Source organism: Paenibacillus hexagrammi (genome assembly GCF_021513275.1).
Taxonomy (GTDB): Bacteria; Bacillota; Bacilli; order Paenibacillales; family NBRC-103111; genus Paenibacillus_E; species Paenibacillus_E hexagrammi.
Window position 1 is genome coordinate 5579879 of sequence record NZ_CP090978.1, and the last position, 14119, is coordinate 5593997.

Below are 14119 nucleotides of genomic sequence, written 5' to 3' on the forward strand. Positions count from 1 at the left end.
CAGATGAGCGAGATTGTTAAGATGGAAACGCATCTCATGTTACAAAGAGGCATTCCCGGGCGGCGGCTCCATCAGCCGCTTCTCGAGAATGCCTCTTATACATCAATACCGATTACACAAATATCGTCAGGCTGACCGTTTCGCTTCTCTTGGCTGCTCCGGAGCAGTGTGTCCATAAATTCCTCCATCGGCACATCACGGTGAGCAGCTAACGTAATCTTGACCTGCTCCTGCCTAGCCTGAATGGACGAACCGGGAACCTCGATAAGGCCGTCCGTATAGAGGACCATACGGCCTGGACGGGCGTAGCTGAGAGTCTTTTTTTCAGAATGGGACTGTTCATCATGCCGATCGGTACAGACGTCGAGCCGAGCTCAGTCATCCCGGTTTCCCCGTGTACCAAAAACCCGGAAGTATGCCCCGCGTTGATATATTCCAGCGTATGGCTTCGCGTATCGATCACTGCATAAAGAGCCGTAAAATAAAAAGGCAAGGGACTGTTCGTTTTGCGAAAAAGCTTGTACATATGAGCATTCAGCTCCATCATGACGATCTCAGGATCTACACATTTACGTATGATGCCTTCGAGTAGTGAACGGATCGACATACAGACCAAGGATGCCGCAACACCGCTGCCCATCACATCCATGATCATGATCCCATATCGATGCTCCTCCAGCTGATACCATGCGTACATATCCCCCCCGAGAGGATGGGAAGGAATATACCTGCCTTCGATCGTAATCCCCTCCGTACGAAGGGGCTGGCTAAGCAGACTTTGTTGAATGAGCTTCGCCAGATGCAGATCCTTATGACGATTGTCTGCATAGGTATATTCATCGCCTTCGCCTGCCGCTCCCGCAGCTCCTTCTTGTGAATGTCCTTTGCCCCTATGCCATATGAGCACAAATGCCGGCGTCAGGAGCAGCAGCTGCACGGCCTTGTACAAAATCAATGGTTCAGGACCGCTGATGAGCACAGCGAGAATAGCGCAGACTGACGCAGCAGGACGAAGCCCCCGTCCTTTTCGGTTCCTTTTGCCGCTATCCTTCATGACTGCCCCCTCTCTGCATACGCATCCATAACGCGGTAAATGCCGGGCTGACTATACAGCGAACCTCATCCGCAATGCTTTGAATAAGAAGAAGCCCCCGTCCCCGGGATCCTTCGGGGGAGCTCCTACTCGAGGAAGCGCGAAGCAGCCTTCCTGCTGAAAGACGGTGATCTCCAGACTCATATCATCCAGATACCATTGTATCTCAAAGCCGAAGCGACCTGCAGCCGCCTGGTATTCCCATGCATTGGTGCAGGCCTCTTCCGTAATCAATTGCACCAGATGAGGCTTGCTGCCTGTAAATCCAGCTTCCCTGGAATACTCCATAGATACCTGCATTGCTTCCAGTATTTCCGTTATGCTCGTGATCGTCCGCTGCCTGCACTGCTGCTTCAAGGACCCGATCATCCTTCCGATAGTTGATAGAACTCGTAGGCTTCCTCAACGCTAGTAAAGATATGCATAAACGTATCAAAGCGAACGATAGCTAAGATTTCAGCTACTGCCGCCCTAGCACCGGATATAACCAACTGCCTGCCACTGCGTCCCGCCTGCAAAGCGGCATCCGCGATCACGCCCAGAGCAGCACTGTTCAGATATGCGACGTCTGATAAATCAATGATGTACTTCCTTTCCCCCGTTCCATCAATTGGGAAACGGCAGCCCGAAATTCATCCACATTCTTAAGTGTTACGTCCTGCTGCCAGACCAGCTGTTCAATACCATGAACACTCTCGATTCTCATGCTTAGTCACATCCCTCTTCATTATGCAAAAGCATGAGCTGCCAAGCCTTCAAGCTGCTGCAAAGGTACGAGCCGTTCCAATAGCAGCAGCATGACGAACCTTCCATCCCTTTCGTAGACCTGATCGATCAAGTCTCTCCCCAGCTCGACGAGCTCCTTCGGAACGGGCACGAGTTCATCATGACGAATCTTACTCACTTCCGTCACCTGATCCACTAGCAATCCGAACTCTTTGCCGTAAAGCTCGACGACAATGATGCGCGTCTTTCTTGTATGCTCCTGCTTCGTTAGCTGAAAGTGCGAACGTAAATCCAGAACGGGCAGCGTATTGCCCCGCAGCTTAATGATGCCAAGGACATGCTCTGGAGTTGAAACGAGCTTCGAAATATAAGGAACAGTAATAATCTCCCTAACCGACCGAATATCCAAGGCGTACCTGACTTGATCGAGGGTGAAGGTGACTAGCTGACGTTCCTCTCTTCGATCTCCCACTTCCTTCAGCAGATCTTGATGTCCTGCTACGGGCATGGAGCCTTCTTCCCTGACTAGCGACCCTACATCAAGAATAAGCGCCACATTGCCGTTGCCCAGAATGGTAGAGCCGGCGATATAGGGCACATTCCCTACATAAGAGCCTAGCGTTTTGATCACAATCTCCTGATTGCCGACGAGTCCGTCGACGACCAAGCATACCCGCTTGTCGGCGATACCAAGCATCACGACAAACAAGCGTTTATGCTTGGATACTGCGCTGCTTGTGATACCAAGCCTCTTATGAACGCGGACTAGCGGAAATACCGAGCCGCGAATGACACAAACCTCTTGACCTTGCAAGTGCCGGATCTCTTCGCTCGAAAGCCGCAGAATTTCAATGACATTGACCAAAGGCACCGCAAAGGTCTGATTGGCCAGCTTGATCAGCAGAGAACGTATGATAGCCAGCGTAAGCGGCAATTTAATCGTAAACTCCGTTCCTTCTCCCAGCTTCGTATGAATATCGATAATTCCGTTCAGCTTCTCGATATGCGATCTGACAATATCCATGCCCACACCGCGACCGGATAGATCCGTAACAGAGGAAGCCGTGGAGAAACCTGCATGGAAGATGAGGAAAATAAGCTCCCGATCGGTCATTTTGGCTGCTTCCGCTTCCGTGATGAAGCCTTTGTTAATGGCCGATTGTTTAATTCTTTGCGGGTCGATCCCCCGGCCGTCGTCGGTAATGGTGATGACGATCTGGTTTTCCTGATGAGCGGCTTTCAGCACGATCCGTCCCTTTGCGGGCTTTCCGGACTTCATCCGCTCATCGGCCTTCTCCAGACCATGATCAGCTGCATTACGCAGAATATGAAGGATCGGATCGCCGAGCTCCTCGATGAGCGTTCGGTCCAGCTCCGTTTCCTTGCCCTCCATGATGAACTCAATCTCTTTCTCCGACTTTTGCGCAATATCTCTGACAACACGCGGGAAGCGGCTGAATAGCTGCTCAATCGGGAGCATACGGGTCTTCATCATGCCATCCTGCAGCTCACTGATGACACGGCTAAGATGATTGGAGATATCGCTGAGAAGCGCGACATCACTATCGTCGCGATAGTGGGTATGGAGCCTGTTTTTGACCTCGTGCAGCCGCGTATTGTCGATTATCAGCTCACCTACGTAATTCATCAGTCTCTCCAAGCGCTCCACGTCAACCCGTACAGTCGGATTGACCTTCACTTTGGTCTCCGCATCGCTCACCGTGCGTTCAGACAGCTCATGAAGAGACTCCTGCTTCCATTCGGATTGCACAACCTCAATACGCGTACCCTTTTCAAAAGCGTCCAAATTACAAGGCGTAACAGCTTGAATATGAAAGGTATCGATTTGGGCGATCTGATTCATACAATGAATAATCGCCTGCTCGGATTCCGTTGTGATCAGGATAAACATCAAATATCCCTGATAATTCTCATCTTTCTCGAGCGCTTCCGCATCCGGGAAGGTGACGATGATTTCTCCAAGCTCCCGAAGGTTGTTATAAATCAGGAGTGCACGAATCGGTTTCATGGCCGCGTCGGGCTGCAGTCTGGCATAAACAGCCTGTACTTTATAGCCGTTCTCAATGGCTGCTCGTACTGCTTCTTGTTGATAGTCATCCAGCCGGATCCAGGGATTCTCCTCGACTCCGTCCATTGCGCTGTAAGCCTCACCTGCGTCCGCATCACCGCTTGCAACGCTTGCAACGCTTGAGCCTTCAGAGCCGCCGTTCTCGATTGCTCTGGCAAAGTGCTCTAACCGCTGCACAACCGCACTCGCATCAACTTCATGCATGTTGCCGGTAAGGATCGCTCCTTTCAGCAGCCGCAGCACATCCAGTGCGGCAAACACCGTGTCGATCAGCTTGGATTCGACAGCCAAACGGCCGCTTCGGATCCCGTCGAATACCGTCTCCACTTTATGCGTAATATCTTGGATGGAATGAAAACCCATGGCCGCGGATGAGCCCTTCAGCGTGTGGGCCGCCCGGAACATCCGCTGGATCGTCTCCGCCATTGCGCCTTCCTGCTCCAGCCGCAAGCATTCCTCGTCGAGAATTTGCAGCTGCTCCTCAAGCTCGTCCAGATACACTCCGAGGTAAGCTGAGTTCGTATGGTCTGTCGTCATGTTCTCCCCTACCCCGTCTCCAGTATCTGTTCCACTTTCAAAATGCCGACTAACTCGCCGCCGGATTGCCCGACACCGCTGATCAAGCAGCCATCCATAACCCCCATCCTCTCCGGAGGAGGACCAATATCCGTCAAGGCTACCACCTGAAGAACCATGTCTACAATTAGCCCCACCAGCATGTCATCCCGATGGACCACGATAATTCTTGTTGATTTTGAATATGAAATCTTCTCCATGTTGAAGCGGCTTCGCAGAGAGATAATCGGGATAATGCTTCCCCGCAGATTGATAACCCCTTCCATATAAGGCCTGGCTCCTGGCACATGTGTGATTTCCTGCATGCGGATGATTTCGTGAATGTGCTCCAGACCTATCCCATACTTCTCTTCTTGGACGGCAAACTCAATATATTGTCCTGTCACGTACACGTTCACCCCTTACCTAACCGAACTTCCATATTGCTAGATCTTGAACAAGGACACGGAACGGTTCAGGTCTTCAGCCAGCATGGCTAGCGACTGGGAAGAAGAAGCTGTCTCTTCCGCAGCAGCCGCTGCCTCTTCACTAGCCGAAGCAATGGCTTCGATTGCGGAGAGCACTTCGCTAGATTGAGCCGCCTGCTCCTCGCTGGCTGCCGCAATCTCCGACACCTGCTGCGCAGTTTCGTTGACCTTGCCGATGATGCTGTCCAGCGCTTCGCCTGTCTGCTGCGACATCTCAACGGTATCAGCAAGAGCCTTCACGCTGTTCTGCGTATTTTCCTGCATGCCGCCGATAATAAGTCCGATTTCCTTCGTGGCCGAAGAACTGCGTTCCGCCAGCTTGCGCACTTCCTCCGCAACGACAGCGAATCCGCGGCCTTGCTCGCCGGCTCTAGCCGCTTCAATCGCGGCATTCAAAGCAAGCAGGTTCGTCTGCTCGGCAATCTCATCAATGACCTCGATGATATCCCCGATTTTGTTCGAATCTTCTTTCAGCAAAGACATTTGCTTATTCAGCTTCTGAATACCGTCCATAGATGCCTGCACAACACGTCCGCCTTGCTCGGCCCCTCTTCTCGTGTTGCCGGAAAGCTCGGAGGCCGTCTCAGCGCTTTTGGCAACCGATTCAATCGCTCTCGATAAATCTTTGAACAGTTCGTTAATCGTCTGCGCTGCGGAAGCCTGAGTCGTGGTCCCGCCCGCAATCTCTTCAGAGCTTGCCGAGATCTGCTCCGAGGCTGCCGCTAAGCTTTGAGAAGACGACATGATTTGACCGATCAAGGAACGCAGCTTGCCTGTCATCTCATTCAGCGAGGATGCAAGCTCGCCCATCTCATCTTTCGTGCGAATCTCAACGTGCTCTCTCATATCGCCGGAGGCAATTTTCTGAAGCGCTGTAACCAGCTTTTGGGCCGAATTTGCAATCGATTGGGCGATGACCAGCGCGAGCACCGCTGCTACGATGGCTGCAAGAATAACCAAGATCATGACAATGGTTCTTCCCGCTTTATAACTATTCACCGCTGATTCAATCGAAGTTGTCGCACCGTTGTTATTTAAGTCGACGTCTTTGTCCAACGCATCAGAAGCTTTGCCCAAATCAACCAGTGATTTATCCAATAAAGCATTGACTTCAGAGGCGCTTTTACCGCTGCTACTAGCTTCTAAAATCGTTGGAATTTGCCCAACGTAGGAATTCCAATTATTTTTATATTCTTCATAAAGACTTCTTTCTTCCGCGGAGGTTATAGTAGCTTCATAGATTTTCTCCATGTCTTTTTGTGCATTTAAATTGGCATCAATAGCCTTCTTGGCATCTTCCTTGCCTGCCGCGTTATCTTCTACAGCATACCGAATCACCCAACCTCTGGTGTCGAGCAGATTCTTCCGAATTTGCCCCAGCGCAACGACGCTTGGCATGTAGGAATCTTTTACTTCAGTCGCCTTGTTCCCCATCGAGTTCATTTCGACGATCGAAACGACCCCCGTGGCAATCAATAAGAGAATTACCGCTGCGAAACTGAGAATTAACTTTAATCGAATCGTAAATTTCATGTTGCATTCCTCCCAAGTCAGTCATCTTAAGCTTATTGTGAAGGGAAACAACCCTGGCGGATATCCCCTTCGATTCTTATCTTTGCTCCGCACCTGCCGCTGCCTAGCAGGAAATGCTTCCTATGGAGGATTGAAGGCACATGGCAAGCGTTTGAGTACGGTCGGCAACACCGAGCTTGTCAAAGATCTTAGTCATATGATTTTTGACCGTATGGGCGCTAATGCACAGCCGCTCCGCGATTTGTGTGTTGCTAAGCCCCTGTATGACAAGGTTCAGCACCTCGGCTTCCCTGCTTGTCAGCTTCTCCTGAACGCCAGCAGCGGGGAAGCTGCGGACGTGCAGCTGGCCTGCGGGCGGCATTGTCTCCGCGGTAATGACTGGCACTGTATAGGAATCCGTTCCTATAGGGCGCAGCGATAAGACCACTTCCTCCTGATCCGGGATCGGAATAGAAAGCACATGACTGCCTGTTCGATGGGCGAGCAGCTGTCCGGCCATTTCCAGAAACCAACACGCTTCCTTCCCGCTCTCCGCATCGTCAAACGCAGCGGCAATCAGGCCCTTGCACTCGCCTTGAGCCATGAAAGAAACCTCAATGAGGCGTTTTCCCTTCCACTCGCTCGATTGCGGCTTGAGAGCACGGCGCTGCTCCACCGTGAAGGGAGCTCTCTCTGTGTAAGCCCCAAGCAGTTCACCCTCTTGACGATCCAGACCAATCAAGGGCCTCATCTTCAATCGAACAGCAGCCATAGCCGCGCCGGTGTCACGAAGGATGAACTGCACAGCGATGCGGCTCAGGTCCTCGGGGTCCGTTAAGCTGGACATGGCCTGGGACAGCTCCAGCAAAGCCCGATTCAGCTTTTTTTCTTTCACGGCTTGGGCCTGCATACGTAAGTGATGCAGATCATTTGCCAGCTGGCCGGCTAGCAGCCCTCCCAAATCCGCCGTCTCCTCGGACAAGCCGGAAGAAGCGCCGCTTCCTCCGAACAGGATGCCATAGCGCTGCCCGCCGCAATGAATCGGGTAGGCAATCAGAAGCTGTACCTTTATCCCCTTTTCGGTAAATAGGGAGCTTCTCGGATCTTCGTCGAGCTCCTCCCAGTAGCCCAAAGTCTGAGTAAGAGCTGCATGCCCGAGCAATCCCTCCCCCGTATAAAAGCTCGCTCCGACAAGCCGTTTAAGACCATCAAGCTCACCGCAGCAAGCTTGCAGCACGTACCTCTCTCCAGCTCCCTTCGCGGCAAAACCAGCAAACTGTAATTCACTAATTTTTAGAAAAATATGAATAACGCTCTCGAGCCAATCCTTACTTTCCCGTTCCCTTGGAAGCAAACTAAGCATGCGCAGAAGCTGCAGCCTCTCTGCATGCTTCTTCTCCTTAACCTCCTGCTGCAGGAGACTTTGCGCAGTCTGTGCCAGACATGTTATCTGATTCATGGCAGCAGCTGCATCCGCAGCTTGCCATATCGGCGCATTCATCAAAGCCCCGGCAGGCTCAAAGGCCTCTCGCCATACTCCTGCCAGCACAAATAACCTCTTCCCTATTTCCCCTGTTATAGGAGCCGCTATCATCTTCAAACCAACCTCATTTTCGTACACGATCGGTGAAGTAAGCGCAGCCAAATAAGAAAGAAGGTCATACTTATCCTCAAGTAAATGTTCCGGAGAAAGGCCCTCACCTGATAGCTCTGTCAGAGGGCGGCCTGCTTCGTCGATTGTGATGATCGTCAAATGGCAAAGAGATGCATAAGCATCTTGCAAGCCTTGCAGCTTGCTAATTTGAAGTAATTTCATATACCGTGCCCTCACTTGTCGTTGCATCTTGATGTATTTCTGTACAAATTCCTCCTGTCCGGAAAACATCCCTGCCTGGAAAAACAACAGCCATTATTTAGCTGCATGCACATTCTAGAATCCGTATGCCGTAAACGATCCGGCACTGGGTTAGACATCTTGCCTCAACGCGCCATCAGATGTCACAGACACCATAAATATGATGAGATATTGTCCTGCCCCCCGCCCGCCGCATGCTTGCAGCCTAGGTTGCACAACCTAGAAGAAGCTACATCTATGTGAGAAGAGGCGGATTCATGAGTCAAATATTGCTTATCGAGGATGAACAGCGAATCGCGAGAGTTCTGCAGCTTGAGCTTGAGCATGAGGGCTATGAAGTGCATGTAGAGGCGGATGGAAAAAGCGGGCTGGCAGCTGCGCTCGAAACCGAGCAGTGGGACCTAGTTCTGCTTGACATTATGCTGCCAGAGATGAGCGGCTTAGAGGTGCTCCGCCGCCTTCGTTTGGTCAGCAGCTCGCTTCCCGTCATCCTCTTAACCGCAAGAGATGCCGTCCCCGACCGAGTAAGCGGTCTTGACCAAGGCGCTAACGACTATGTGACGAAGCCGTTTGCCACGGAAGAGCTGCTGGCGCGAATCCGCAGTCTGCTTCGGCAGAAGACCACGCAGGAACAGCCTGAGCCTGAGCAGCATGTCATGAAGGTCGACGACCTTACGATGGACATGAAAAGCAGGGCTGTTCAGCGGGAGGGAACGCCGATTGAGCTAACGCCGACGGAATTCGATCTGCTGAGGTTCTTGATTCAGCACAAGGATGAAGTGATGAGCCGAGAACAAATCATCACGGAAGTGTGGGGGTACGATTTCGTCGGGGATACGAATGTGGTAGATGTGTACATCCGTTATTTGCGCCAAAAAATTGACAAACCCTTCTCTTCAAAACTGATTCATACGATCAGGGGAGTGGGATATATGGTGAAAGCCGAGCCGGCCTCCACCGGCTATCGGGGTGATACCGTCGATACCGTTGCGGTTGATGCGGAGGTCTCGGAACAAGCCCTGGCGGTGGATCCTCCTCACGAGTCGATACCCGATGCGGTATCTATGAATGGGGACGAAGCGTCCATCCTATGAGCCTAAAAGTAAAAATAACGGTCTGGGTGACCGCAGGCCTTACACTCATCTTACTGCTTAGCTTCATCTTCGTTTATGTTATGTTCATCCGTGTCACCACCAATGGTGAAATCGAATTGCTGAAGGAAAAGTCCCATACCCTCCTGCTGCGCGATCTGCCCGGACATCCGGAATATTGGAACGGTCCCGGGCATTTGGACGAATTTCTGATTCCCCAGGAAATGATTCGTTACATCACAGCAGACGGAAAGGTGCAGCATCAAATTTTCTCCGATGAAAAATTGATGCAATACGAGCCCGTATACACCAACCATGAAACGGTGGCTACCCGTCACACACAGGACGGCATTTTTATCTTTGTAGAGACGCCTGTGTATGATAATGGGCATCAGGTTGCCACACTGGAGATCGGACGCAGTCTTAGAAAGCTCGGCGAATACTCCAACACGCTGATATCCATATTAACCCTTACCTTGGCGGGAGCGGTGATCCTTGCCCTAAGCAGCGGTTATTTGTACATCAAAGTGATCTTTCACCCGCTTCACCAGCTAATCTCTACGATGCAAAATATCGAAGAGAGCGGCGCCTTCCGCCGTATTGAATTGAAGAGAAAGCCCCGCCGAAAAGATCATCCTGATGAGCTGACTCTGCTTGGCTCCACGTTCAACCGCATGATGGACCGGTTAGAAGAAACCTTTCATAAGCAAGAGCAGTTCCTAGCCGACGCCTCCCATGAGCTGCGGACGCCCTTGACGGTGATCGAAAGCTACGCAAGCCTGCTCAAACGCTGGGCCCTTAAAGACGCCGACCTGCGCGAGGAGGCACTAGACGCCATTCAGTCGGAAACTGCTCAATTAAAGCGGCTTACCCAAAACCTGCTGTCTCTTATGGAAACAGAAAAGGAAAGCTGCAAGCACGGCGAGCCCTTCGACCTTGTCGCCTTGGTTCAAGTCACCTGCTCGTCCATGAGAGTAACATCCGGTCGTGAGATCGAACTGCAAACAGCAGCTGAAGAGTTTCAAATGACGGGAGATCCTTATAAAATCAAGCAGCTTCTGATCATTTTGCTGGACAACGCCTTGAAATACAGCTCCAAGTCCGTGACTGTAGAACTGAGCCAAGCCTCTGCGGATACCTTGAGATTACAGGTGACAGACCAAGGTATCGGAATTGCTGAGGAGGATCTCCCTCACTTGTTCGACCGGTTCTACCGCACTGACAAAGCGCGGAGCCGCAAGCTTGGCGGTGTAGGGCTGGGGCTTGCCATCGCTGCAAACATCGTCAAGTCCCATGAGGGCACCATATCCTTTGACAGCCGCTTGGGAGAGGGCACGTCGGTTACGGTGAGTCTGCCAAGGACCTGTCAATAAAAATATTTTCACGGAAATCTCATCGTTCTCTCAGAATAATCAATTGTCCTTACTCCCGCAGGCTGCCGCGGACGTTCAAGCAAATCTTAGGCGGTTTTTCGTCTGCTATACTTGGGCTTAGGTGAAAGCGATCACCCACAACAAAGCTCAAGGAGGACGTTATGAAAAACCAACAGAAGTGGTACAAGAAGCTAGTCATCGCGGCATTAAGCGTGACGATCGGACTATCTGCGGGAATGGCAAGCGCCCCTCATGCAGCCGAGGCGGCGGTGTCGTCCACATCACGTGCGAATCAAGTCATCTCGATCGGAAAGCAGTACCTGGGCAGACCTTATCAGTTCGGCTCCAAGGCCGGGCAGACAAGCACCTTTGACTGCTCTTCGTTTACTCAATATGTATTTAAACGCATCGGCGTCAATCTGCCGAGAAGCTCGAAGCAGCAGGCTCACGCAGGCTATTTCGTTCCTCGAAGCCAGCTGCGCGCGGGAGATCTTGTCTTCTTCTCCGTACCTGGAAGACCAGGTGTCATTAACCATGCAGCCATCTATATCGGGAACGGAAACCTGCTGCATACGTACGGCGCAGGCGGTGTGCGGATCACGAAGCTCAGCAGCGGCACTTGGTCATCCCGCTATATGACAGCCCGACGCGTATTATAATGTTGCTTGAAGCCTCCCCGTAAGATTGGGGAAGGTGAAGACATCTCTTGTTGATAAAATTAGGTTCCATTACGAGCTTCAGCAGCTTTTCTCCGATCGCTGTTGACTGTCAAAGGCGACCGCTACGCTTCTCCGAAAACTACTGATCTCTTCATTCCAGTTTATCAACAGTTTCAGCCTCCCCTTAAAATATCGGGGAGGCTTCGTTTGTTTAGAACCGAATATACGCTTCCTGATACTGCTCCTTCAGCCCGCGCTTGCGAATCTGAATTTGCAAGGTACGCGTCTTGTAGCGTACCCGCGCCGTTCTAGGCAGCACGAGCGAAGGCAGCTTGATAATTTGGTTTTTTCCATTCACGAATCCGGTTAACTTAATCTGATTGGACTTAACAAACACCTGCATAGCTCTCGGATCTTCTTCCTTGGGCAGCTTCACATGAACAATAATGTGATCGTGCGTCTCGAAGGTCTCCGTGCCTGCTGCTTTCCCGCCTGCGATATTGGCGTTTTGAAAGCCATCTGCAGCTTTTTTCAGCACGTCCTGTACATATCCTTCAACCCACGTCATATTATCTAGAAAGGTCTGCCCTTTTTCACCGAAAGGCAACTTTTGACCCAGGAACTTTTCAATTTGATCCCATTTCAACCACGGCTGGCGATTATAACCGCTCAAGCTCATCACCCCATTTTTCCCTACAGTATATGTGTATGCGCCCGGATGTGACACCCCTGCAAGGAAGCACCCCTAGGCGGATGACCACATATACTGCAAGGAGAACAGCCGAAAGCGAGGAAGCAGCTATGCCATCGATCGTAGGCAGTGTGAGTATTTTGAGTGTAGGTCCAAGCTCCGTCGTTCATTTTGGCGATTCCGTCATCATATCGCCGGTCAGTTCATCCAAAACCTTTGCAGGAGCCGGATCTTTTAATACCGGTGATTTTCCTCGTATCTATAATGCTTACAGCACAACCATAACCAATGATTCCGATCTGATCGATGCCAATGCAAGCGGGGTGGTCATCTAGCATGAACTGGATCATCCATCAAACCATCATGATTCAGAATTTACGGGTCGATTCGGTAGCCAACTCCTCCGTGCTGCAAATCGGGAGCGCCGGGTCGATCCGGTCCTTATCCAACTTGTATAACACCGGCGGCTTTATCGAGCCCGCTCCCCAGGTCGGCACCAGTGGCACAAATCCGGTTTCGTTAGTTCCCCTTCCTCCGCCGACCTGAATTCGTGGACGTTTGAACGCCGCCATGCGTCGGCGACGCATTACGCGCCGAGATTCGTGCGCTCGCGGTAAGTCCGGACTTCGCCAGCCTACGGAAGCAGAAGACATTCCATGAAGTAAATGAGGTGCTTATCCGATGCATACTCCGATGACTTGGCAGCAGTGGACACAGCAGCTGTGCGCATATGTCGAAGCTCAGAAACAGCGAATCGATGCCTTGGAGCAGACGCTGCAGAAGCTGCAGACGGAAGTTGAGCAAATGAAAACCGCCAAGGATCAAAAGCAAATACATATCGACCGCATTGAATACAAATTCGATCAATTGAAAGTAGAACGACTGGAAGGGACGCTGACCATCGGCGTACATCCGGGCGTCACAGACCATGTCGACGATTTCACGGTTAACGGCAAGCCTGTCGGTGAAGGACAGGAGATCAGTGCTGCTCCTCCTTCCCCTCCTGGAGTTTCCGGTAAAGATAACGGGGCCATGCAGCAGCAGGTGACCAGCGGAATTGATCAATATTTGGAACAGGACGTCTTTGATGACATGAGGCAATTGGAAGAGAAGTACCGCTATCATCTGGATGACGGATACAGGGAAATGATTCTGGATGACATCCGCAGACAGCTTGATCATCGGATTGGGCATTATGTACATCAATTTCGAAGCGCCGGCTTTCAGGAGCCTATCGAAGCGGTCCAAACGAGTATTCTGGACAAAACCAAGAAGGACATCTTGAGCGCGATTGAAGCTTATATCTCAAATCTGCCGCGAAAGGAAGAGTGAGTGCCGTGATCTTTCAAGTAGAGAATAAAGAACTGTGTGTGGGGAATGTACGCATTGTCGGGGTAGCGAGCTCCTCGATGTTTTTAATCGGAGATACGGTTAACATTACGTTGTCCTCTATGTTTGATACACCGCCGGAATCTGTCATCATCAGTCCGTTTGTACCTTTGGCAGGAGAACAGTAACATGCCTAGGCTATCCTTTGTCGGATGGATTGCCATCAATGACTTATCCTCCAGCAGCACGCTTCATATCGGGGATAATGTTACAACGACGCTCAAAACAAGAGTTTTCGCGGTACAGCGGGAGGTGCCCATCTATTACGGCAATGAGGGGAACTTCGAGTCATCTGTCTTCAACAGACCGTTCCCCCAGCCACAGCCGGGGGAACCTGTCGAAATGATCGTGAATAACTGGGGATCCTGCATCAAGGTCAACGCAATCCGCGTCCTTGGTATTTCCTCATCCGCTGTGCTTCAAGTTGGAAGCAATACGAACATCGAAGCGGAAGCGAGAGTGAAGAATATCCGCCAATTCGTGAAGCCAAAGCCAGGGCCGCAGCAGAAGACCACCTTCGTTAAGCTGGGCACGGATATTGGCCTTGGCGAGTGGCAGAATGTTACCGAAGCGCAGGGCTAATTGTGCTCCTTATCGA

17 protein-coding genes and 1 pseudogene are annotated in these 14119 nt (G+C 51.3%); 8 read left to right on the forward strand and 10 right to left on the reverse strand.

Annotation, left to right across the window (positions count from 1 at the left end; translation table 11 throughout):
• Nucleotides 1-95 precede the first annotated feature (95 nt).
• The 9 genes from L0M14_RS32090 to L0M14_RS25460 all read right to left on the reverse strand — a co-directional run bounded on the left by L0M14_RS32090 (nt 96) and on the right by L0M14_RS25460 (nt 8279).
• Entirely contained in the window at nt 96-290 is a 195-nt protein-coding gene (locus tag L0M14_RS32090) for a SpoIIE family protein phosphatase (RefSeq protein ID WP_350340483.1), read from the reverse strand.
• Nucleotides 209-1054, reverse strand: coding sequence for a PP2C family protein-serine/threonine phosphatase (locus L0M14_RS25425; protein ID WP_235119223.1), 846 nt, complete (start codon nt 1052-1054; stop codon nt 209-211). The genes L0M14_RS32090 and L0M14_RS25425 overlap by 82 nt, the downstream gene beginning before the upstream one ends.
• Before the next feature lie 51 nt (nt 1055-1105).
• Nucleotides 1106-1450: an ATP-binding protein gene (locus L0M14_RS25430; protein ID WP_235119224.1), complete on the reverse strand. Its 345-nt coding sequence runs from the start codon at nt 1448-1450 to the stop codon at nt 1106-1108.
• 8 nt (nt 1451-1458) lie between these two features.
• On the reverse strand, nt 1459-1629 hold the full coding sequence (locus L0M14_RS25435; RefSeq protein WP_235119225.1) for an STAS domain-containing protein: 171 nt from the start codon (nt 1627-1629) through the stop codon (nt 1459-1461).
• A gap of 17 nt (nt 1630-1646) precedes the next feature.
• On the reverse strand, nt 1647-1799 hold the full coding sequence (locus L0M14_RS25440; protein ID WP_235119226.1) for a hypothetical protein: 153 nt from the start codon (nt 1797-1799) through the stop codon (nt 1647-1649).
• Between the two features lie 21 nt (nt 1800-1820).
• Entirely contained in the window at nt 1821-4445 is a 2625-nt protein-coding gene (locus L0M14_RS25445) for a chemotaxis protein CheW (protein WP_235119227.1), read from the reverse strand.
• 8 nt (nt 4446-4453) lie between these two features.
• Nucleotides 4454-4870 carry a chemotaxis protein CheW gene (locus tag L0M14_RS25450; RefSeq protein ID WP_235119228.1) on the reverse strand — a complete coding sequence of 139 codons (417 nt, stop codon included), beginning with the start codon at nt 4868-4870 and terminating at the stop codon, nt 4454-4456.
• Between the two features lie 39 nt (nt 4871-4909).
• Nucleotides 4910-6484, reverse strand: coding sequence for a methyl-accepting chemotaxis protein (locus L0M14_RS25455; RefSeq protein ID WP_235119229.1), 1575 nt, complete (start codon nt 6482-6484; stop codon nt 4910-4912).
• A gap of 103 nt (nt 6485-6587) precedes the next feature.
• A complete protein-coding gene (locus tag L0M14_RS25460; RefSeq protein ID WP_235119230.1) occupies nt 6588-8279 on the reverse strand; it encodes a response regulator transcription factor in 1692 nt (563 codons plus the stop codon).
• Nucleotides 8280-8575: 296 nt separating this feature from the next.
• On the opposite strand from L0M14_RS25460, the pseudogene L0M14_RS25465 reads away from it, so the two are divergent.
• The 3 genes and pseudogenes from L0M14_RS25465 to L0M14_RS25475 form a co-directional block, all read left to right on the forward strand.
• A pseudogene (locus L0M14_RS25465) lies at nt 8576-9259 on the forward strand (response regulator transcription factor); the annotation flags it as partial.
• A 149-nt stretch (nt 9260-9408) separates the two neighbouring features.
• Nucleotides 9409-10782, forward strand: coding sequence for a sensor histidine kinase (locus L0M14_RS25470; RefSeq protein ID WP_235119231.1), 1374 nt, complete (start codon nt 9409-9411; stop codon nt 10780-10782).
• Nucleotides 10783-10943: 161 nt separating this feature from the next.
• Nucleotides 10944-11441: a C40 family peptidase gene (locus tag L0M14_RS25475; RefSeq protein WP_235119232.1), complete on the forward strand. Its 498-nt coding sequence runs from the start codon at nt 10944-10946 to the stop codon at nt 11439-11441.
• A 211-nt stretch (nt 11442-11652) separates the two neighbouring features.
• Here L0M14_RS25475 and L0M14_RS25480 read toward each other — a convergent pair whose 3' ends face one another.
• Nucleotides 11653-12114 carry an alpha-crystallin domain-containing protein gene (locus L0M14_RS25480; RefSeq protein WP_235119233.1) on the reverse strand — a complete coding sequence of 154 codons (462 nt, stop codon included), beginning with the start codon at nt 12112-12114 and terminating at the stop codon, nt 11653-11655.
• Nucleotides 12115-12242: 128 nt separating this feature from the next.
• Between L0M14_RS25480 and L0M14_RS25485 the strand changes: the two genes are divergently transcribed.
• From L0M14_RS25485 to L0M14_RS25505, 5 genes are all read left to right on the forward strand, one after another.
• Nucleotides 12243-12467, forward strand: coding sequence for a spore germination protein (locus tag L0M14_RS25485; protein ID WP_235123033.1), 225 nt, complete (start codon nt 12243-12245; stop codon nt 12465-12467).
• Nucleotide 12468: 1 nt separating this feature from the next.
• Nucleotides 12469-12678, forward strand: coding sequence for a spore germination protein GerPB (locus tag L0M14_RS25490; protein WP_235119234.1), 210 nt, complete (start codon nt 12469-12471; stop codon nt 12676-12678).
• A 135-nt stretch (nt 12679-12813) separates the two neighbouring features.
• Nucleotides 12814-13464: a spore germination protein GerPC gene (gene gerPC / locus L0M14_RS25495; protein WP_235119235.1), complete on the forward strand. Its 651-nt coding sequence runs from the start codon at nt 12814-12816 to the stop codon at nt 13462-13464.
• A 5-nt stretch (nt 13465-13469) separates the two neighbouring features.
• Nucleotides 13470-13649 (forward strand): spore gernimation protein GerPD, encoded by a 180-nt coding sequence (locus L0M14_RS25500; protein WP_235119236.1) that lies wholly within the window; start codon nt 13470-13472, stop codon nt 13647-13649.
• A gap of 1 nt (nt 13650) precedes the next feature.
• A complete protein-coding gene (locus tag L0M14_RS25505) occupies nt 13651-14103 on the forward strand; it encodes a spore germination protein GerPE (protein ID WP_235119237.1) in 453 nt (150 codons plus the stop codon).
• Nucleotides 14104-14119 lie beyond the last annotated feature (16 nt).